The organism is Fibrobacter sp. UWB2, from assembly GCF_002210425.1.
Taxonomy (GTDB): Bacteria; Fibrobacterota; Fibrobacteria; order Fibrobacterales; family Fibrobacteraceae; genus Fibrobacter; species Fibrobacter elongatus.
Genome location: NZ_MWQK01000001.1, coordinates 416,995 through 437,051, shown reverse-complemented (window position 1 = coordinate 437,051; position 20,057 = coordinate 416,995). Strand labels below are relative to the sequence as shown.

At 50.6% G+C, this 20,057-nt stretch carries 16 protein-coding genes and 1 tRNA gene; 7 read left to right on the top strand and 10 right to left on the bottom strand.

Features of this window, described 5'->3' with window-relative positions; translation table 11 throughout:
• Positions 1-144 precede the first annotated feature (144 nt).
• The 4 genes from B7982_RS01930 (at position 145) to B7982_RS14845 (ending at position 3,814) form a co-directional block, all read left to right on the top strand.
• Positions 145-822: a lysophospholipid acyltransferase family protein gene (locus B7982_RS01930; RefSeq protein ID WP_233138316.1), complete on the top strand. Its 678-nt coding sequence runs from the start codon at positions 145-147 to the stop codon at positions 820-822.
• Positions 822-1,670 carry a patatin family protein gene (locus tag B7982_RS01925; RefSeq protein WP_014544926.1) on the top strand — a complete coding sequence of 283 codons (849 nt, stop codon included), beginning with the start codon at positions 822-824 and terminating at the stop codon, positions 1,668-1,670. The genes B7982_RS01930 and B7982_RS01925 overlap by 1 nt, the downstream gene beginning before the upstream one ends.
• A 422-nt stretch (positions 1,671-2,092) precedes the next feature.
• Positions 2,093-3,442 (top strand): NADP-specific glutamate dehydrogenase, encoded by a 1,350-nt coding sequence (gene gdhA, locus B7982_RS01920; RefSeq protein WP_088659313.1) that lies wholly within the window; start codon positions 2,093-2,095, stop codon positions 3,440-3,442.
• Between the two features lie 93 nt (positions 3,443-3,535).
• A complete protein-coding gene (locus tag B7982_RS14845; RefSeq protein ID WP_158212949.1) occupies positions 3,536-3,814 on the top strand; it encodes a hypothetical protein in 279 nt (92 codons plus the stop codon).
• On the opposite strand, the gene B7982_RS01915 is transcribed toward B7982_RS14845, so the two are convergent.
• Positions 3,811-4,719, bottom strand: a complete 909-nt coding sequence (locus B7982_RS01915; protein WP_369833039.1) for a S26 family signal peptidase — start codon at positions 4,717-4,719, stop codon at positions 3,811-3,813. The two genes, B7982_RS14845 and B7982_RS01915, sit on opposite strands and share 4 nt — an antisense overlap.
• Positions 4,720-4,813: 94 nt before the next feature.
• Complete coding sequence (gene lepA / locus B7982_RS01910) at positions 4,814-6,634, bottom strand: translation elongation factor 4 (RefSeq protein ID WP_088629084.1); 1,821 nt, start codon at positions 6,632-6,634, stop codon at positions 4,814-4,816.
• Between the two features lie 259 nt (positions 6,635-6,893).
• Here lepA and B7982_RS01905 point away from each other — a divergent pair, with 259 nt between their 5' ends.
• Positions 6,894-7,319 (top strand): peptidylprolyl isomerase, encoded by a 426-nt coding sequence (locus B7982_RS01905; RefSeq protein WP_181369061.1) that lies wholly within the window; start codon positions 6,894-6,896, stop codon positions 7,317-7,319.
• Between the two features lie 2 nt (positions 7,320-7,321).
• Positions 7,322-8,380 carry a hypothetical protein gene (locus B7982_RS14990; RefSeq protein WP_198953173.1) on the top strand — a complete coding sequence of 353 codons (1,059 nt, stop codon included), beginning with the start codon at positions 7,322-7,324 and terminating at the stop codon, positions 8,378-8,380.
• A 150-nt stretch (positions 8,381-8,530) separates the two neighbouring features.
• Here the strand turns inward: B7982_RS14990 and lexA are convergent, their stop codons facing one another.
• The gene (lexA, locus tag B7982_RS01895; RefSeq protein WP_088659310.1) at positions 8,531-9,184 is read right to left on the bottom strand and encodes a transcriptional repressor LexA; all 654 of its coding nucleotides are present in this window, start codon (positions 9,182-9,184) and stop codon (positions 8,531-8,533) included.
• A gap of 183 nt (positions 9,185-9,367) precedes the next feature.
• On the opposite strand from lexA, the gene B7982_RS01890 reads away from it, so the two are divergent.
• Positions 9,368-9,441 (top strand) — tRNA-Pro (locus tag B7982_RS01890).
• 544 nt (positions 9,442-9,985) lie between these two features.
• Here B7982_RS01890 and B7982_RS01885 read toward each other — a convergent pair.
• The 7 genes from B7982_RS01885 to B7982_RS01855 all read right to left on the bottom strand — a co-directional run bounded on the left by B7982_RS01885 (position 9,986) and on the right by B7982_RS01855 (position 20,016).
• Complete coding sequence (locus B7982_RS01885; protein ID WP_088659309.1) at positions 9,986-10,672, bottom strand: hypothetical protein; 687 nt, start codon at positions 10,670-10,672, stop codon at positions 9,986-9,988.
• 61 nt (positions 10,673-10,733) lie between these two features.
• Positions 10,734-13,031, bottom strand: coding sequence for a CotH kinase family protein (locus tag B7982_RS01880; protein ID WP_088659308.1), 2,298 nt, complete (start codon positions 13,029-13,031; stop codon positions 10,734-10,736).
• Positions 13,032-13,228: 197 nt separating this feature from the next.
• Entirely contained in the window at positions 13,229-14,065 is an 837-nt protein-coding gene (locus B7982_RS01875) for a class I SAM-dependent methyltransferase (RefSeq protein ID WP_088659307.1), read from the bottom strand.
• 79 nt (positions 14,066-14,144) lie between these two features.
• Positions 14,145-15,074, bottom strand: a complete 930-nt coding sequence (locus B7982_RS01870) for an alpha-E domain-containing protein (RefSeq protein WP_085490501.1) — start codon at positions 15,072-15,074, stop codon at positions 14,145-14,147.
• 24 nt (positions 15,075-15,098) lie between these two features.
• Positions 15,099-16,589, bottom strand: a complete 1,491-nt coding sequence (locus tag B7982_RS01865) for a circularly permuted type 2 ATP-grasp protein (protein ID WP_088659306.1) — start codon at positions 16,587-16,589, stop codon at positions 15,099-15,101.
• A gap of 144 nt (positions 16,590-16,733) precedes the next feature.
• Positions 16,734-17,612, bottom strand: a complete 879-nt coding sequence (locus tag B7982_RS01860) for a transglutaminase family protein (protein WP_088659305.1) — start codon at positions 17,610-17,612, stop codon at positions 16,734-16,736.
• A gap of 1 nt (position 17,613) precedes the next feature.
• Positions 17,614-20,016 carry a circularly permuted type 2 ATP-grasp protein gene (locus B7982_RS01855; protein ID WP_088659304.1) on the bottom strand — a complete coding sequence of 801 codons (2,403 nt, stop codon included), beginning with the start codon at positions 20,014-20,016 and terminating at the stop codon, positions 17,614-17,616.
• Positions 20,017-20,057 lie beyond the last annotated feature (41 nt).

Here is a 20,057-nt window from a genome sequence, read left to right as displayed (position 1 = left end):
CCTTTGTGTCATTCCGGCCTAGTGTGCTGAACTATGACGATCTGTCATTCCGGCCTGTCATCCCGGACTTGTTCCGGGACGGAATCTCCAAATAGAAAAATACGTTTGCGGATGATTGAGAAAGCGAAAAATATAATTGCTGGTTTGTTCTGGAAGTTTGTGCTCTTCCTCGTTGTTTACGGGGTGCGCACTTACTTGTTAGTCGTTTATCGTCCCAAGATGACGTTCTTAGGGTCTGTCAAGTCGACTGACCTTAAGGAACCGATGATTATTATTGCTAACCACACGAGCATGCTCGATCCCTTGATGGTGCAGTCTCTGTTCTTCCATAAGCGCAGTATCGTTGTGGCTAAGGACCAGGTCGAAGACCCGCATTTCAGCTGGGCCTTGAAGCGTTTCAAGAACGTGATTCCTTGCGACCGCTTTAACCTCGATACCGAATGGGCGCTCCTTGCCAAGAAGGAACTTGAAAAGGGCAATTCCGTCATTATTTTCCCGGAAGGCAAGTGCCGTTACGATGGCCTCTTGAACGAGTTCAAGACGGGTTTTGCATTCCTCGCTCGCAGTACGGGTTATCCGGTCCTTTCTGTCGGCATTGACGGCATTTACAAGATGGGTCACCGCACGCAGATTGTGGTGGACGAACCCGAAAAGATTGAACGCGTCAAGGGAATTCCGTCTTCCAAGCATCTTGCAGAACGCAGCGAATATTTCCGCCAGAAGGTCTGGGAACTCAAGCAGCGCGCTTTGGGCCAGACGGGGGCTATTCTCCCTGTTGCCGCCGAAACTCCTGCTGAAGTTTTGCCTGAGGAGAGCAAGTAATGAAGATTGGCTTGGCTCTAGAAGGCGGTTCGCGTCAGACGATTTTCTCGGCAGGCGTATTGGACGCTTGGCTCGATGAAGGTGTTTATTTCCCGTATATTTCGGGCGTAAGCGCCGGTTGCCATGCGGCCATGAACTTTGTCACGCGCCAGCGCGGCCGTTTCCGCTACATTATCCAGCCGACCAAAATCCAGCAGGGTAGGGATAAGGCTCACCGCATTTTTGATGGAATCCAGAAGGAATGCTATGCGCTCCATTACAATGCTGCGTATGGCGATATGCCGTTCGATTTCCACCTGTTCTTTGGTTCGGGCGTGGAATGCGAATTTGGCCTGACGTGCCTCGAAACGGGTCGCTCGGAATTCTTCCAGGAATACATGAGCGAAAAGCGTTTGCTCGATATCGTGAACGCGAGCAGTGCCCTCCCGATGTTATTCCCGATTGCGCAGATTGACGGCAAGCATTATGCAGACGGCTGCGTGACCTCTCCGATTCCGTACCAGCGTGCATTCGAGAAGGGCTGCGACAAGGTCGTTGTAGTTTCGACGCATTACCCTGGCGAAATCGTGACGGACTTCCGCAAGTATCGCGTGATTTTGAATCCGATGTTCAAGCGCAAGTATCCGGATTTCTTCCGTGCGCTCATGTTGCGTTACAAGCGTTACGAGAAGATGTTTGCTGAGATGGAAAAGCTCGAAAAATCAGGCAAGCTCTTGATTTTCCGCCCGGAAAAAGAAGTCTGCGACCTCTTTGCAACGGATCGTAACGAGCTCGACGAATCCTACAACATGGGGCTTGAATACGCCAAGCGCCGCATGGGCGACCTCAAAGCCTTCATGGAAATCTAGTTTCACATTGTCACCCCGGCCACCGTGCCGGGCAATTTTTTTGCTGTCATCCTGGAGCGCAGCGATAGGATCCATTATTTTTTACCTTGTCATGTCCGCCTCCGCGCGGACTTTTTTGCTATGTCATGCCCGCCTCCGAGCGGGCACCGCCTTCTCGTAAAAAGAAAAAACATTGCATTGAATGTAAAATTTTCCTTACAAACTTTTAGGAGATGTTGCAACTTACAAAAATGTAAGTGTTTGCTCTCTTGACCCTCGATTTTTAGCGAAAAAAAGCAATCGGTAAAACTGCTGAAAAACTAACTTACAAAAATGTAAGAAATTGAAGATTTTTACTCCTTTTTCACTTTTTCCTAACACCCTTTACTATCTTTACAACCGTTAAAACACTAACAATCTAATTCTCAACGGAGATACAAAAAATGGCAATTAAGAATGCTTACCTTCAGAAGGTTTATGAAAAGGTCGTCGCACGCGATCCGGATCAGGCCCTCTTCCACCAGGCTGTCCGTGAATTCCTCGAATCCCTCGACCCGGTCCTCGAACAGGACAAGTCTTGGGAAACTAACGGCGTGATCGACCGCCTCGTCGAACCGGAACGCGTGATTACCTTCCGCGTACCTTGGCTCGATGACAAGGGTAACGTTCAGGTCAACCGTGGCTACCGTGTTCAGTTCAACTCTGCTATCGGCCCGTACAAGGGCGGTATCCGTCTCCGTAACGAAGTGACGCTTTCCATGCTCAAGTTCCTCGGCTTCGAACAGATCTTCAAGAACAGCTTGACCACGCTCCCGATGGGTGGTGGCAAGGGCGGTTCCGACTTCGATCCTAAGGGCAAGAGCGACAACGAAGTCATGCGTTTCTGCCAGTCTTTCATGACTGAACTCTGCAAGCACGTTGGTGCTGACACGGACGTTCCGGCTGGTGACCAGGGTACTGGCGCTCGCGAAATCGGTTACATGTTCGGTCAGTACAAGCGCATCCGCAACGAATTTGTGGGCGTTCTCACGGGTAAGGGCCTCTCCTACGGTGGTTCTCTCGCTCGTACCGAAGCTACCGGTTACGGCCTCTGCTACTTCACTCGCGAAATGCTCAAGGACCTCGCTAACGACTCCTTCCAGGGCAAGACCGTCGTGATTTCTGGTTCTGGTAACGTTGCTCAGTTCGCTTGCCAGAAGGCAACGCAGCTCGGCGCTAAGGTTGTGACCATGTCCGACTCCAACGGCTACATCTACGACCCGAACGGCATCAACCTCGACGTCGTTCTCGAACTCAAGAACGTGAAGCGTGCCCGCATTAGCGAATACGCCAAGCTCGTTCCGGGTTCTGAATACCACGAAGGTTCTAAGGGTGTTTGGACGGTCAAGTGCGACATCGCTCTTCCGTGCGCAACTCAGAACGAACTCGACCTCGAAGGTGCAAAGGCTCTTATCGCTAACGGCGTGAAGGCTGTTGCTGAAGGTGCTAACATGCCGTCTACTCCGGAAGCTATCGAAGCTTTCCAGAAGGCTGGCGTTCTCTTTGGACCGGCTAAGGCTGCTAACGCTGGTGGCGTTGCTACCTCCGGCCTCGAAATGTCTCAGAACTCCGAACGTCTCTCCTGGACCTTCGAAGAAGTGGACAAGAAGCTCGAAGGCATCATGAAGAGCATCTACGCCGCTGCTTCCTCTGCTGCTGTCAAGTACGGCCAGAAGGGCAACCTCGTGATGGGTGCAAACATCGCCGGCTTCCTCAAGGTTGCCGATGCCATGAAGTGGCAGGGTGCGGTTTAATTGCTCGGGCTTACTTAACGTAAGTCCTCGCTTTTAGACTAGGGAAGGCTTCGCCCTCCCTAAGACCCTCCTTTTCCAATGGCTAAATGCTAATTGCGAAAAACATTAAAAAAGTCTCCGGTCAAAAGCCGGGGGCTTTTTTTGTCTGTAGGCTGGTTTCTTTCGCAAACCTTTCTTTTTTGTGATTTTGCAAACGGTAGTTTGCCAAATCAAGCTCCCGTCCGTTTTTCAAGAACTAGATTTTTAAATTATGCCACGTTGGTGTGTTTTTGTTATGGATGTGTGGTAAATGGAGCAAAAACGACGGGTAAAATGGATAAAATTATTGTGTCTATTGCGTTTGGCTGCTTTATGGAAACTCCGAAACTTTAAGTTTTGGTAGTTTCTTTTTTGGATCTGCCCCGTTGGGGCTTCTTGGATGGCTTTTTGTCTGCTTTTTGCAGTGTCCCTTTCAAAAGCTTTTTTATGGCGTTCTGGGCGCGGGAAATGCGGTCGTCAATTTGCTTTTGAATCTTGTTTGCAGCCTTGTTGGCGCGCCCGAGGAGTCGATTCTTGGTAAAGTAACCGATTTCTCTAGAGTCGGCGCAGTGATTTGACTTTTCGCAAATCAGGTAGTAGCAGTCTTCCGGAACAACGTAATAAGAAATTTTAGAGGAATCCTTCGCGCTGTAAAGTTCACGCTTGATGTGGATAGGCGTGTTGCCCGGCTCTGCAAGGAAAATCTGGAGCTCGACCAGGAATCTGTCCTGCCAGGGCATGTAGTCGATTTCTTGCAAGCTCACAAGGCGGTTCCCGAGCTTTGTAGAGCCGATGCGTTCCAGAGGCATTTCGCGCTTGCCTTGCCAGAGGCTCGACTTGACGTAGAACTTTTCGTTCTGTTCGTGCATGAGCGAAATCAGGTAGTCCTGTTCCACATCGTTAAGCTTGTCGAAATGGAGCGTGTCGCCCTTGCGCGGTACATAAAAGCTGCGGGTCTCGATAAAGGCGTCTTCGCCGTTCCACTTGAAATTGCGGTGCTGCGTGTAGACCTTTCCGTTGTTTGTAATCGTGATGGAATCGCCCGGGACGCCGAGAACCCTGCGAACCATGTTGTCCTGGTTGCGCATGATGCCCCAGACAAAGTCCCCATCTACAATGCTTTCGGTGCAGCGGGGGAGCTTGCACATCCAAAGGATGCTGTTCTTCTTGAATCTGGGGTGGAGCGAGTTGTCCTGCATGCGCACCGGTTCGAGCACGTAATAGCGGACGCCAATCATGATGGCTAGCACAACACCCAATATAAAGACGAGGAAAAACACATGCGTCCTGGAATGGCGCCGTTGTAATGACCTGACTTTACGATCGAGTGCTGACATTGCCTATAAACTACAATTAATCGTTGCCGCCGGTAGAATCGTCGCTGAGCGAGAGCACCGCAAGGAATGCCTTCTGCGGCACTTCCACAGAGCCGATGCTCTTCATGCGCTTCTTACCTTCCTTCTGCTTTTCGAGGAGCTTACGCTTACGGGTGATGTCACCGCCGTAGCATTTGGCAAGCACGTCCTTACGCACGGCCTTCACGGTAGAGCGGCTGATAATCTTTCCGCCGATAGCGCCCTGGATGGCGACGTCGAACTGCTGGCGCGGAATGAGGTCCTTGAGTTTGACGCAGATGGCGTTAGCGTAGGTGTTGGCCTTGTCGCGGTGGATAATCACGGAGAAGGCGTCGACCGGGTCGCCATTCAAGAGAATGTCGAGTTTGACGAGGTTGTTGCGCTTGTATTCGCTCGGTGTGTAGTCGAGGCCGGCATAACCGCGGCTCAGGGATTTGAGACGGTCGTAGAAGTCGAACATGATTTCGGCAAGCGGAAGGTCGTACTTGAGAATGACCTTCGTCTCGTCGATGTATTCCATCGTTTCGAACGTGCCGCGCTTTTCTTCGCAAAGCGTCATCATGGCGCCCACGTATTCCTTAGGCGTAAAAATCTGTGCCTTCACGTACGGCTCTTCGATGTAGTCGTAGCGGCTAGCGTCGGGGAGCTTGGACGGGCTTTCGATTTTCACCATGGAGCCGTCGCTCATGTAAACGTGGTATTCCACGTTCGGCACGGTCGTGATGATGTCCACGTTGAATTCGCGGTCCAGGCGTTCCTGCACGATTTCCATGTGCAAAAGTCCGAGGAAGCCCGTGCGGAAACCAAAGCCGAGCGCTTCGGAAGTTTCCGGTTCCCAGCAAAGGGCGGAGTCGTTGAGGCGGAGCTTTTCGAGGGCTTCGCGCAAATCCTTGTAGTCTTCCGGATCGATGGGGTAGATACCCGAGTAAATCATCGGGAGCACGTCCTTGTAGCCCGGGAGCGGTTCTTCTGCCGGATTGGCGGCATCGGTAAGCGTGTCACCGATTTTCACATCGCTAATCGTCTTGACGTTCGCGAGCACGTAACCGACCATGCCTTCGGTGAGTTCCGGGCGCGGGTCGCGGCGCATGCTGAACGTACCGACTTCGGTCACCACGTATTCACCGCCCGTCTTCATCATGCGGATTTTCATGCCCGCCTTGAGCGTGCCTTCGACAATGCGGATGTAGTTGATCACGCCGCGGTAAGAATCGTAAACGGAGTCAAAAATGAGGGCCTTGAGCGGCTTGCCTGCATCACCCTTCGGGGCCGGGATTTCGTCGACAATCTTGTCGAGCACCTGTTCCACGTTGAGGCCGGTCTTGGCCGAAATGCGAGGAATCTTGTCCGGATCGTAACCGAGCAAGTCACCGACGAGCTGTGCCACGTGATCGGGCTGTGCACCCGGAAGGTCTACTTTGTTCAAAACCGGGATGATGGTCAGGTCGTTTTCAATCGCAAGGTAGAGGTTCGAAAGCGTCTGGGCTTCGATGCCCTGGCTTGCATCCACGACGAGGATGGCTCCTTCGCAAGCGGCGAGGGAACGGCTGACTTCGTAAGTGAAGTCCACGTGCCCCGGGGTGTCGATCATGTTCAAAATGTATTCTTCACCGTCTTTTTCGTAGACCATGCGGATGGCGTGAGCCTTGATCGTAATGCCGCGTTCGCGTTCCAGGTCCATGTCGTCCAGGAGCTGGTTCATCATTTCGTTCTTGGAAACGGTCTTGGTCAGTTCAATCATTCTGTCGGCCAAGGTGGATTTGCCGTGATCGATGTGGGCGATAATGCTGAAATTGCGGATATTGTTGTTTTGCGGCATATTAAGATGTTGAAGAGTTTTTGCGTAAATATAGAAATCTTGTGCCTGTTTATTGGTATTCGCTGTGAACCCTTTAAAAAAAAACTATATTCTAGGTGAACAATTTGTTCTTTAGGAACGATATATTCTTTGAGAACGATATAACTACGGAAGTTACGATTTGTTTAAAAAGCTTATTTTTTGCAGTGCCTTCTGCCTTGCCGCAAACGTCTTTGCCGCAGGAAAAGTTTTTAACAAGGATTACACGGGAACGACCCAGATTCTTGCCGAGATAAACACCCACGAGGGGAAAATCGTTGTGGACTTGAACTTCAAGGCTGCCCCGAATACGGTTGCGAACTTTGTCGAGCTCGCAAATTCTGGGTTCTACAATGGACTTCTCTTTCATCGCGTTATCCCCGGCTTCATGATCCAGGGTGGCGACCCGAATGGCGATGGAACAGGTGGTCCCGGTTACACCATCGATGACGAGCCGAACGACCTCAAGCATGAGACGGGCGTGATTTCTATGGCGAACAGAGGCCCGAATACGGGTGGCTCGCAGTTCTTCATTACGCACCTTCCGCAACCGCACTTGGATGGCAAGCATACGGTGTTTGGCAAGGTCATCGAAGGACACGACGTCGTGTGCCGCATCGACCCGAACGATCCGATTTTGAACATTAAAATTGTGGAAAAGAAGTAAATATGAGTTCCAAAAAAACGACATCTAAGGCGCCTGCAAAGGCTAGTACTTCTGAAAAGAAATCTGCAAAACCGGCACCGGCCAAAAAGCCCGCCGCAAAGGCTGCTCCGGCACCTGCAAAGAAGGCCGCTCCTGCCAAGGCTGCAGCAAAGCCCGCTCCGGCCAAGAAGCCTGCTGCAAAGGTTGCTCCGGCACCTGCAAAGAAGGTCGCTCCTGCTAAGGCAGCTGCAAAGCCCGCTCCGGCTAAGAAGCCTGTCGCCAAAAAAGAAGAACCAGCAAAGAAGGAACCAGCCAAGTCCGTAAAGGCCGCTCCGGTACAGGCCAAGAAGCCCACTCCGGCTAAGAAGGTTGAACCGGCAGTCGTGGCCAAGGCTCCTGCAAAAAAGGCTTCCGAAAAAGAAGTTGAAAAGGAAGTCGAAAAGAAGGCTGTAAAGGAACCGGCCAAGGAAGTTGCCGCCAAGGCTCCTGAAAAGGTTGTTGAAAAGGCCGCTGAAAAGCCTGCCGAAAAAGTCGAAGTCGTTGAAAAATCTGAATCGAAAAAGTCTACCGTGAAGTCTGATTATCCGTATGCTGTTTTGCTTGAAGGCGGCAAGAAGCCTTGCAAGTTCATTATGTTTGTCGAAATTGACGAGCAGGAAGAACGCGCCAACAAGAAGAAGGTGACTTCTGAAATGAAGAACCTCGAAAAGAAGCCGACTTCTGCAATACGCCACAAGATTTCTCTTGCTGAAGAAACACAGGAAGAATTGACGGAACGCATTTTGAAGGAACTCGAAGAACAGAACGCCGCCTTCACGCGTGAAGCCGCAACGCAGATTTGCACGCGCTGCAACAAGAATCTTGTTTCTCCGGAATTCTGGGTCGACAAGCACCTCGGTTACTGCGAAGAATGTGCCGCTATTTTGCACTTGGGTCAGTCCAAGGAAGCCCGCAAGGTGGAATACCAGCTGGGCGCCATGGGGGGTGACTCTCTGGACGAAGTGGAGGACGATGATATCGAAGGACCGGACGCAGCAGACCTCAAGGAAGCTGAAGAAGAACTCGCCGATTTCGACGATTAATTTGTCGATGAAATTGTCATCCTCGACCGACGAATAATGTCATCCTGGAGCGACTAATAATGTCATCCTGGAGCGAAGCGATAGGATCCATTAAATTGAAAAAAAGCCGAGGCGTTGAACCTCGGTTTTTTGTTTTGTCTTGAAAATAAATTAATTGACTTTTCTCATGACGCCGATGACGCGGCCTGCAATCGAGAAGTCTTTTCTGTTGTTCACAATAATCGGCTTGTACTTCGGGTTTGCCGGGCGGAGTTCCACATGGTCTGCGCTCGGGTGGTAGTACTTGACCGTTGCTTCGTTGTCGATTTGTGCAACGACGATTTCGCCGAGGTCGGCCGTCTTTTGCTGACGAGCGAAAATCAAGTCGCCATCGAAAATGCCTGCGTTGATCATGGAATCGCCCTTGACGCGGAGAGCAAACACATCGCTACGGCAGGCGAGGAAGTCTCTGTCGATGGTGACGGTGCCTTCGAGGTTCTGCACGGCGAGAATCGGTGTACCAGCGGCAACGCGGCCGACAATAGGAATTTCTATGGTGTTGCTTGCAACTTCCTTGTTGGATTCTTTGTCGTCGCTCAAGATTTCGATGCCGCGGCTGAGGCGCGGAGAGCGGTTGATGTAGCCTTTCTTGATGAGGGCGGCGAGGATAGAACGCACGCCGTTCGTAGAAGAAATGTCGAAGTGGTTACCGATTTCGCGAACGGTTGGCGGCATGTGGTTTTCCTTGGAATACTTCTTGATGTATTCGTAGATTTCTTCTTGCCTTGCCGTCATTTCTTTGCGTTTTTCGTTATTGATTTCCATGGTATGCCTCTCGTCATAAAGGGTGCTGGAATTTATACAATATAAATATAATGCACAACTGGGCAATTGTCAATATTTTCAGTGCACAAAAGTGCTTTTTTTATGAAAAAATTTGTTATAGATGAAAATTTTTAGCGTTTTCAAGCAAATTCCGCACTAATCTTTGCTATATTTGGAGCACTTCGGGGTGTAGCTCAGCCTGGTAGAGCGTCTGCTTTGGGAGCAGAATGTCGTCAGTTCGAATCTGGCTACCCCGATATGCAAAACGACCCCCTTGTGGGGTCGTTTTGCATATATCAACGGAGCCAAGTGAGAACTGACGAAGTCAGTTCGATTAAAACCGGCGAGAGCGTAGCGAACACAGCCGGTTTTAAGCCTTGACTTGAGCGTAGCTCAAGCAAGCCCGGAGGGCAAAACACGAAATGAAATGAGTGTTTTGGCAATCTGGCTACCCCGATGCTCAATCGGGAAGCCAGCGCAGCCAATCTGGCTACCCCGCGATGCGTAAGCATCGGCGTAGCCGAATAGGGGCGAGAGCAATCTGGCTGCCCCGATTTCAAGGGAGATTCCCGCTCGGAGGCGGGAATGACAGTGATGAGGCTGAAATGACAGAGCGCAGCCCATCTGGCTACCCTAGCATCCCGCGCATTTCAGCATAAAAAAAATCTACGCAGCCAATAGCTACGTAGATTTTGTTGTTTGGGGGATGTCCCTAATATAACTATTCAACCCCTTTATAATATTACTTTTTACTTCACCAAATGATATAACTGTATTGATTGTATTTGTCTCGTTTCTTTATTACTTTCTCAAAAAATATTTATCCATCGGGAAAAAATCAATAAGAAACGACCCTTGATAAACTGTATAATATTCAGTTCCGATATCCATTGCTAAATAAGTGCGCTTGCTAACCGTTATGCTCGATTTGCTACTGAATATAAGGTCGTAATGCATCCCTGATTTCGTTGTCCAGGTATCTTTATTAATAAGGATTTCTTTTTTGAGTATTGGCTTTTTTGTGAACCTTGCAGGAAGCTCGATAACTTCTGAAATTGAAACGCCAATGGCGAGTATTAGCAGAAGGATGAATTCAGTAATAAAATTTTTTGTAGATGGTTCTTTGTTGTCTTTTCTTGGAGGCAAGACTTTAAAGATATGTAAAATAATGCCCAAACCAAAGCTTATAAAGAACGCTAATGAAATTCTAAGCAATGTTCTGTATAGCTCACGTTCGGCGAGTTTGTTCAAAAAAGTATCGTCGATGATATAGCCGAGATCAAACGAATGTGTTTTTGCTCTTAGAAGGAAAAATATTGCAGTGAAACATACTTCTAGTACGAATAAAATAATTAGAATCTTATTTCTTGGTGACAGCTTTTTAGTAGAACTTGTCAGCTTGACATTGGAGGGTGGGAGAGGTTGATTCTCCATCATTTGGCTCTCCATCATCATGAGTTTTCTGCGTCTTTTGGCTGCTCTGGACATAGTCCCAATATAAAAAATCCCCGCGTTATCCGCGGGGAAAGGAGACTAGAATAAAAAGTGTTTATCTGAACTGCGCCGTGATGGTCATACCCGCTGTCGGCGTAACCTTGTGCGGGTTTTCGGTCGAACCGTCGGACCATCCCGTGAATACCGCGCCTGCGCTAGCGACTGCCGTCAATTGCAATTCGTTGTTCGTGAAGAATTTGCACTGGTAGTTGTTGCTTGGGAGCTTCATGCCGTCAACCTGAACAGAACCGTTTCCGCTTGCGCCGATGGTCACAGAGACTTCGTTTTCGAGGTCAAAGCGTTCGACCATTTCTTGTTTGAGCTTTTCGCCGCGATTCTTGGCGAAAGCGATAAGCGTGTTACCGGTCGGATCCCATTTAAAGTTACTCTGGTTGCGCGGCCAACGCTGTTCGTCGCGCTGCTGTTCCGAAGACGGAATCGTTGCCATCATAGACTGGACCGTGCTCTGTACCTTTTCGTAGGTCAAGTAGCTGTTGAGGAGAATGCAAGCGTTGTTGATGAAGAGTCGCTTGAAGTCCGGATTTTCGAGGAGTTTCTTGAGCATTCCGCCCGGAGCCCTGCTGTCAACAGAAGTTCCGCCAAAACCGCCTCCAAAGCCTCCGCCGAAGCCGCCCCACATGCCACCATTGTTTCCGCCCTGATTGCTCGTCTGCTTTGCGCCAAGCACCCAGGTGAACATGTTTTCATTTTCTTCGTCAAAGCCGCTGATGCCCGGCGTGAATCCAAAGCCGTGGTCGGTATCGAATGCGACAAACTTGAACGGATGGCCGTTACCGCCCCAGGCGCGCACGTTGTTGTTCGGCCAGTCGCCATTGTGGTAGTACATTTCGGCGAACATGTATTGCGCAAAACTGTTGACGTTGATTTTGCTCTTAATCTGTTCGTACTGTGCGTTGTTTTCGCCTGCAAAATTGGCGCTAGAAATGCTATTTACAAGTTGTTTGTAATCTTCCGTCGATGCGCCGTTTGTACCGCTAGCTTCGTAGCTGGAACCGGTGATTTTAATCATGTTGATGGACTTGGAATCAATGCCGTAATTCGTTTCGACATAGCTCCTGTTCAAGCGTTCGCGCATATCGTGGATGCCGAAGTATTCGCCGTTGTAGAACACGACGACCTGGCGGCTGCGCTGGTAATCGACTTCTGTGCCTTCCATGAGTGCTGTCATCATGGCATCGCCAACATAGTCCGTCCAGAAACGGTTTCCGTTGTTGCGCAAGTTGAAGCTCTTGAATTTCTTGGCTTCGGGGCGCGTTTTGAACAAAGAATATTTGAGAGTCTTGTCGCCGTAATTGTCGTTGTCCATCTTGATGGCAACGCTCTTCTTGGGCTTGTAACGGCTGTAATTACCGATAATCGAAATGCCTGCATCGATTTCCCAAGTCTTTTCTGTGGTGGAACTTCCTTTTTCGAAGTATTCCACATGGACGGGGAGCTCTGTATCTTTCCAAAAATTCGCCTGCTTGCAAGGCTCGGTGCATTTCGGGTTGTTGTTGTCGGTAACGTTTGCGCCGCCGCCAAAGTCCCACATGCCGCCACCCATGCCACCGCCAGTGAGGTTTCCGGTAGCGTAGAGACCATCGGTAGAATCGAACATATCGTGGTGATTTACCGTGAGGGCTACCACCGGCATCGAAACACTTTCATTGATGAAATACGTTTGCGTTGTCGTATCTGCGGCGACTCCGTTTACAAATTCAGAACAACGTACAACCGAGTTCTCGGTGATTTGCTTTGCCACTGTGATTTGTTCGGATGTTGCCGTCGGGAAAGATCCGTCAAATGTGCAACGGATTTCACCACCTTTTTGCGGTGTGAGCGGTTCAATCGTTAAACTTCTGTAGAAGCCCGCTTTCGGGAGGAATGTGGCTTTTGCCTTGTGGTTGTCATCGTATTCAGCAAGCCCGCTAGACGAAGAAAAACTTGTCGAGATGGTGGAGCTCGAAATAGCGATAGCGCTCGATGAAAGTGTCGGAATTTGGGCAGGTGTCGAACTGCTTGCCGGTGCTACCGCAGAGCTCGAAAGCGGAGCGGGCGAGGAGGAACTTTCGGAATCGCCTGTGTTGGAGTCTGCGCTCGTGTCGGCACTCGAATTTGCGGCTTTGTCCGCGCTAGAATTCGCATTGGAATCCGCGCTGCCCGAAGCGGGCGCTTCTTGTTTTGCAGATGAAGAAGATTCTTCAGACTCGACAGATGAAGAAGACTCTTCCGTAGAAGACTCTTCTTCGCCGATTTCAGGCGCAATAGAATCAAATGCAGCCGAATTGTCGTCTGCACACCCATAAAAACATGTACCCGCAATAGCGAGTGACCAAACCAACAGTTTTTTCATTATTATCTCATCCCTTGAAAAAACTAAACCCACACGTTCTATAATGGAATATATAGCGGTTTTCTATATAATAGACCGCTTTTATTTGTTTTTTTTATTTACTGTTGTAAACGTTGAGAAGTTTTTTAGGGGAATGGGGTGAAATGGCACAAAAAAAAGGAATTTGTGACTAATTTGTGCTGTTATTTTTCTGTCAATTACTTATGCATGAAGAAGACTGTGGCGTGGTCGCCGTAACCTTTCTTATTTGCTTCAGCCATTTTTTTATCGATGTCGATGATTTCGCTTTTAGTGAAATACTTGAAAATTTCCTTCGGGTCCTGCTTCCAGAACGTGATGCCCTTGGTGTACAGGTAGCTCCTCAAAATGGCAGAGTTGTTGGAGTCGAAAATCATCTGCACAATCTTGAAGCCGTGCTGGTTGGCGAGTAGTTTTAGGCTGTTGATGGAGTGCAAAATGATATGGCGCGGGGCGTCGAGCTGGTACCAGTTCTCTTTGTATTTTTCAAACGCAATGTTCGGGTAGATGGGGAGTGTCATCTTGATGGTTCCGCCATTTGCCAAAAGGCGCTTGAGGCTGTCCATGGTCTCGTGCGGGTCGGTCATGTGTTCGAACGAATCGTTGAGCATGATGACGTCGAATTCGCCCGTCATTTCGTGGACTGTCTTCTTGAAAATTTGAACGCCGTTTTCGTACGAGATATCTTTCTCGATGAACGGGTCGCAACCGGTAAGGCTCTCGATGCCTGATGTTGCCGCCATGCTACAGAGCAATGCGCCTGCGCCACAACCCACGTCGAGTACGCGTTTGTTGTACTGCGTCTTTGCGCGGGTGACGGTGTCGGCGGGCTTGTTGTAACTGTAGTAATTGGGGCCGTAGTATTCGCTCAAGTTTTCGGGAACGCTATCGATTTGCAAACACTTGCAGTGCGGGCATTCAAAGTATTCAAAATGCCCTGCGTTTAAGTACATCATTTCCTTTGCAAAGTATGATTTCGCTTCGGATGTTTCGCCACAAATTCTGCAAGTTTTCATAAAAGCTCCAAAAGCGAGCTCGGTGGCTCGCTTTGTAAATGCAATCTTAATATACAAAAGAAATGGCGTGAAGGTGCTTTTAGCAGAAGAAATCTTTCCAGATTTGATTGCCGAGTTCGTTTAGGCGAATCTGGACTTTTTCAATTTGTTCGTGAAGCCCTTCGTCGATGATTTCTTCGATGGTCGTGAACGCGATGTCGGAACGCAGCTTTCCCAAGAGGCGGATGGATTCCGCCTTGCTCTTGACAGGGTAGGCGATGTTCTTAAGGCACTGCTCCGCTTTTTCCAAGCAGTAGCGCAAGGAACGCGGAAAGTCTTCGGAAAGCAGAAGAAATTCCGCGACGTTGTGCGGTGTCACATTCGAATTGCGACGATGGAACATTTCGTATGCACCGACGCTCTTGAGAACGGCGTTCCACTGCACGGTATCGAGCGCCATGCCCACCATGCTCACATCCGGAAGCAAGATGTAGTACTTGACATCCAAAATACGCGAAGTCTGGTCGGCGCGTTCGAGCAATGTGCCGAGATGCGTGAAGTTCCAAGCGACATCGTGGTTCATCGTGCCCTGGATGATGCCTGCGGTGAGCTGGCTGAATTCCTTGACGCTGTTGTAAAAGGCGTGTGGACCTGCCAACGCTTCCTTCGGCATTTCGGGGTCGTTTAGTTTCAAGTAAAACTGGTTGATGGCAATCCACAGTTCCGAAGAAATTCTTTCGCGGACGCAGCGGGCGTTTTCACGGGCGGCCCCGACGCACGAAATGATGCTGTTCGGATTTTCCTTATCGAACGTCAGGAACATGAGCGCGTTTTCAATGGAAACGTGCGCGTATTTTTTGAAGAAGTCATCGGCATTGCCGGCAATTTGAATCACCGGTTCCCAAGGGCGTTCTTCGCCAGGCAAGTCCAATTGAAGTTGGAGGTTCACGTCGATGCTTCGCGCGACGTTCTCGGCGCGTTCAATATAGCGGGCGAGCCAATAAATGGAATTTGCGACTCTACTTAACATAATACACTACCTACTTCTAAATTCCTATTGTTGTTGCTGCTGTTCCATCCAAAGTTTAGCTTGGCCAAGTTCGGGGGCTTTCTCGTTTTCGGCGATGACCCAAGTGTCCTTGCATCCGCCGCCCTGCGAACTGTTCACCACGATGGAACCCTTGCGGAGCGCCACACGAGTGAGGCCGCCGGGGAGGATGTAAGTCTCTCGCCCTTGCACAATGTAGGGGCGCAAATCCACATGGCGACCTTCGAAACCGCCGTCGACAATGCATGGCACGCGGCTGAGCGAAATCATGGGCTGCGCAATGTAGTTACGCGGGTTTGCGATGATCTTGCTCTTAAACGCTTCGCATTCCTCCTTGGTAGATTTTGGACCCACGAGCATGCCGTAGCCTCCGGATTCGCTGGCGGCCTTAACGACCATATTTTCGATGTGGTCCAACACATGCTGCATGTGCTTCGGGTTCTCGCAGACAAATGTCGGCACGTTCGGGATGATCGCCTCTTCGCCGAGGTAGTACTTGATAATCTGCGGTACGTAGGTGTAAATCGCCTTGTCGTCGGCAACACCGCAACCGGGCGCATTCGCAAGCGCTACGTTCCCCGCCTTGTAGGCTTCAATCAGTCCAGGCACGCCGAGACAAGAATCCGGGCGGAAAACCTTCGGATCCAAGAATTCGTCATCGACACGGCGGTAAATCACATGAACCTGCTTGAGGCCGCGCGTTGTGCGTGCGTAGACTTTCTTGTCTTGCACAACGAGGTCATCGCCAGTCACGAGGTCCACGCCCATCTGCTGTGCCAAATAGGAATGTTCGTAGTACGCCGAATTGTAGATGCCGGGAGTCAACACCACGACCTTAGGCGATGCTGTAGAATCTGCCAAGTATTCCAGGGCGTGGCGCAGACGGGTGCAGTATTCGTCTACGGGGCGAATGGAACAGTTGGAGAATACCTGCGGGAAGGTCCTCTTGAGAATCTGGCGGTTCTGCAACACGTACGAGACTCCACTCGGGCAACGCATGTTGTCTTCAAGTACATAGAATGTACCGTCGGTATCGCGCACAAGGTCCGTGCCTGTAATGTGCGCCCAGATTCCCTTGGGCGGCACAAAGCCTTCCATCTGCGCTCTGTAAGCGGTGCAGGTGTTGATGAGGCTTTCGGGGACGACCTTGTCACGCAAAATCTTGCGGTCGTTGTAGATGTCCGTCAAAAAGCAGTTCAGCGCTTCTGTACGCTGTTTGAGGCCCGCTTCGAGGTGCTTCCAGTCGGCTGCGCTTACAATACGCGGGATGACGTCAAAGGGGATGATTTTGTCCTTGCCGTCCTTGTTGCCGTAAACCGCGAATGTAATTCCGTTATCGTAAAATGCGGATTCTGCAATGGTTTGGCGGCGTTGCAGTTCTCCTTCGGGAAGCTCGTTGATTTTCGTAAACAACGGCTCTGCGGCCGGGCGGGGAGTCCCATCCGGTAAGCAAAGCTCATCGTAAAAGCCTTCGGTATCGTAATTTCCAAATCGCATGTTTTGTTTCCTTATGCTTTTATGTTAAATGTTCCTTTACAGTCATCCTGGAACCTGTCATTCTGGAGGCACGGAGTGCCGATAGAAACCATTATTTCTTGAATAGCATTTGACGATAGGATCCATTGTTTCTTGTAGTCTCACTTATTCCTTCATGTCCACGTTCACGGACACTTTCAAGGTATGCTCGCCACCTCCGGTGATGACTCCCTTTAACGGGCTCACATCTCCGAAGTCTCTGCCCCAGGCGAGTATAATGTGCTCGTTACCTCCAAGCACATTGTTGGTGGGGTCCAGTTCTACCCAGCCGTGGCCGGGAATGTAGGTGCTGACCCAGGCGTGGGTCGCGTCGGCTCCGACAAGTTTAGGTTGCCCTTCGCAGGGGTGCGTGCGGAGGTAGCCGCTCACGTAACGGCAGGGCAAATGCAGTGAACGCAAGCAGCCTATCATCAAGTGCGCAAAGTCTTGGCAGACGCCTTTTCGCCCGCGCAAGATTTCTTGCGGCTGCGCCCCGATTCTTGTGGCTCCCGGCGTGTACTTGCAATCCGTGTAGATTCGCTTCATGAGCTCGTAGGCGGCATCAAAAATGGGGCGGCCTGGCTCAAAGCTTTCGAGCGCGTAATTGCGGACGGATTCGTCAAACTTGGCGAAAGGGGAGGCGTAGGCGTACATCGCGGCGTCTAACGTCTCGTCGCTTGTCGGGCGTTCCAAAAGCTTTGTGGCATCTTCCCATTTCATTGTTTCACCTTGTTTTGGCGGTTCTTCTCCCTGAACATCTACGATGCCGGTTGTCTTGAATCTAAAGTGCGTGTGTTCCTGCTCGATGCTGAATGCCAACACTTTGTTCCCGAAAATGTCGATGCGTTCCTGCCGAATTGTCGGGTTTGGTTCCACTTCGATGCTGTGGCTAATCCAGTTTTGTCGGCGGACTTCTCGCGGGAGCATGTGGGCGAGGTGGTTACTGTAAAGAACGGGGAGTCGGTAGTCGTAGACGGTCTCGTGATCAACTTGATAAATGGGCATCTTAAACCTCCGATACGTCAGTAGTTGTCGCATGGAAAACATCGGCGCGCGGTGCGTGGCTTAAGTAGAGCCTGTTTACGATTTCGGCAATCCGTTCAATAGAATTTATCTGTGTTTCTACGAGTTTTATGAGGTTCTCCCTTTTGTTATCAACTGTTTCTGCAAGTTGTTCAATGTTTGCGAGGCGGAGCTCGGCGAGCACGCGCATCAGTTCGCGGTCCAGTGGCGAGAATGTTGCTTCGCTCTGGTCATTCCCGGGCAAGTGCTTTGCCGCTTTCCGCAGTTTTGCCACCTGGTAGGCGACACTTCGCGGGTTGGATTCGTCCGACAATAGCAAGTCGATGACGGGGACAACTTGCAAACGGCCTCCGTAGCGGCGGTGGTAAGTCATGAGTCCGTCGCCGATTTCAAGAACCGCTTGCAACAAGCGCAAGTTCGTCATCTCGTCAGTGGGGGCGGTGTACAACAGACTTTTGACAAGTTGCAAGGTGCGGATGGCGCACTCGATTTCACGACCGAGTTCCAAAAAGCGCCATTCGTGGCCGCGTGTCATGGAATCTGCCGCTAGCCCGGCCACTGCAGCGCTGTCCGACAGGACCTCCTTTAGGTATGGCAACAGCGCTGCCGCACCTGTGCCTGCCGGCACTTCTGCAATGCCAAATCCGTTCAAGTAAAGCCATAAATCCTCCGAAATGCGGTCTCGCAACTGCATGCCGAGTTCTCGAATTTCCGTCAGCACGCATTGCATGCCGTTCTTGTTGTCTTTGCGCAAAATAAAGTAACGGAGTGCGTTTTCGGGATCTTGCGCGAGCCTCGACTGCGATTCGTCTGTAAGCCCTGCCTTCAGTATCCACGGCAGTTCCGGCATGTCCATCCAGGATTCGTCCGAGAGCCTCACCGCGATTCCTCTTGCAATACGGGCCATCATGTTCGAAGCCGACAATGCTCGCCCCAGCCGGAACAAGTTCTCGGCCGCACGGCTAGGCAGGTCGCCTCCAGCTCTCGACGGCGTAATTGCCTGACTTGCTGGAGCGAGCAAAGAAAAGTTCGCCACAGGATTTTCCGAAAGCACCCAAATGTCTTTTTCTCCAAGTCCATTGTCCAAAATCCCGAGGCCGCCCGGCATTACCGAAGTTCCGTTCGCGGTATTCACCGCAAAGAATCGCATCAGCGAAACCGTCAGCGTGAATTCTCCTCGGTAAGCGTAAACCGTCGAAATCTCCATCGATCTTTCGGCCACCCATTGCTCGGGTGCATTTTCGACCGCTTGCAACAACGCAAGCTGTGCCGTTGTTGTCATGGTCGCATAAGTCTTGGGTTCTGCCTCCTTGAAGCTTCCTTCGTCGCGGAAAGCTTTCTTGAAAATCCATTTTTCGGGCTCTGCCAAAACGCGTTCCGTATCATCTGCATTCCCGAGCCAAAGCGTTTCCACATCGCGCAACAGCAGTTCTTCGCTCAAAAGCTCGCGGCAAATCTCAGGCAAAAACGGCTTGAATACGGGCGTCTCCAGAACGCCAGTCCCGAGAAAGTTTGCTATTGCGACATTCCCTGCACGGACGGAACTGATTAAGCCAACAGCTCCTTCGCCGCTGTCAATTCGCAATTCCAGCGGGTCGCACATGCCGTCTTCCACTCGGCGGAATATGGTCCCAATCTTCTTGAGCCCCATAAGCGTCTTCATGTACACTTGCATATTGCGAATCGCGAGGTCATCGTTTTCGACAAGTGGGATCCCGAGGTAACGGGCAATTACGGCGTCTTCTGCTCGCCGCGGATTGTCCGGACTCGATGCCAAAAGTACCACCTTGCTGGTTTCACCTTCACCTCCTATGTTCTTGTGCATGGCGTCTAGGCCATTCATCAGCTTCTTGAAAAATCCTGCCAATCGTTCCGTTTGCATGCTGCGGAAAAGTTCCGGGAATGCACGGCTCACGCCAATGCGGTTCTCCAGTGCACGCCCCAATCCATCGGGTACTTGCAAATGGTCCGATACCGCCACGAAAGTTCCGTCTTTGAGTCTTGCCACATCGGTGGATGTCAAGTTCACAAAAACATCGCCAACCGGGTGCACTTTCCATACAACCTGCAAAAAATCCGGGTTCGCAAACAACAGCGCGGCGGGCAACTTGCCTTTTTTCCAAAGACTTTGTTCGCCATAAACGTCTTTCGCGAGCGCGTTAAAAAGCCTAGCCCTTTGCGCAACGCCCGCTTCTAGCGTTTTCCATTCTTCGGCCGTAATCACGAGAGGGATGGGGTCTGTGCCCTTGTGGTTGCCTCCCATACTCGACGAAAGATCGTTCTCGTCAAGAACGTTATGCAAACGCCTGCAGCGGTGCTCGAATTCCACTTTCGACAATGCCGAAATGGACCGGATAAAAGTATCTTCTGTCTCTACACATTCCATGCTCGTTTTGTCGCAAAAAATGTGCCAAGGCTTATATGGCT

What these genes read in the sequence shown, in the direction of transcription:
- B7982_RS01925 (WP_014544926.1), top strand. Translation starts at nt 822, where the DNA reads ATGAAGATTGGCTTGGCTCTAGAAGGCGGTTCGCGTCAGACGATTTTC.
- gdhA (WP_088659313.1), top strand. Translation starts at nt 2,093, where the DNA reads ATGGCAATTAAGAATGCTTACCTTCAGAAGGTTTATGAAAAGGTCGTC.
- lepA (WP_088629084.1), bottom strand. Translation starts at nt 6,634, where the DNA reads ATGCCGCAAAACAACAATATCCGCAATTTCAGCATTATCGCCCACATC.
- B7982_RS14990 (WP_198953173.1), top strand. Translation starts at nt 7,322, where the DNA reads ATGAGTTCCAAAAAAACGACATCTAAGGCGCCTGCAAAGGCTAGTACT.
- lexA (WP_088659310.1), bottom strand. Translation starts at nt 9,184, where the DNA reads ATGGAAATCAATAACGAAAAACGCAAAGAAATGACGGCAAGGCAAGAA.
- B7982_RS01885 (WP_088659309.1), bottom strand. Translation starts at nt 10,672, where the DNA reads ATGTCCAGAGCAGCCAAAAGACGCAGAAAACTCATGATGATGGAGAGC.
- B7982_RS01880 (WP_088659308.1), bottom strand. Translation starts at nt 13,031, where the DNA reads ATGAAAAAACTGTTGGTTTGGTCACTCGCTATTGCGGGTACATGTTTT.
- B7982_RS01875 (WP_088659307.1), bottom strand. Translation starts at nt 14,065, where the DNA reads ATGAAAACTTGCAGAATTTGTGGCGAAACATCCGAAGCGAAATCATAC.
- B7982_RS01870 (WP_085490501.1), bottom strand. Translation starts at nt 15,074, where the DNA reads ATGTTAAGTAGAGTCGCAAATTCCATTTATTGGCTCGCCCGCTATATT.
- B7982_RS01865 (WP_088659306.1), bottom strand. Translation starts at nt 16,589, where the DNA reads ATGCGATTTGGAAATTACGATACCGAAGGCTTTTACGATGAGCTTTGC.
- B7982_RS01860 (WP_088659305.1), bottom strand. Translation starts at nt 17,612, where the DNA reads ATGCCCATTTATCAAGTTGATCACGAGACCGTCTACGACTACCGACTC.
- B7982_RS01855 (WP_088659304.1), bottom strand. Translation starts at nt 20,016, where the DNA reads ATGGAATGTGTAGAGACAGAAGATACTTTTATCCGGTCCATTTCGGCA.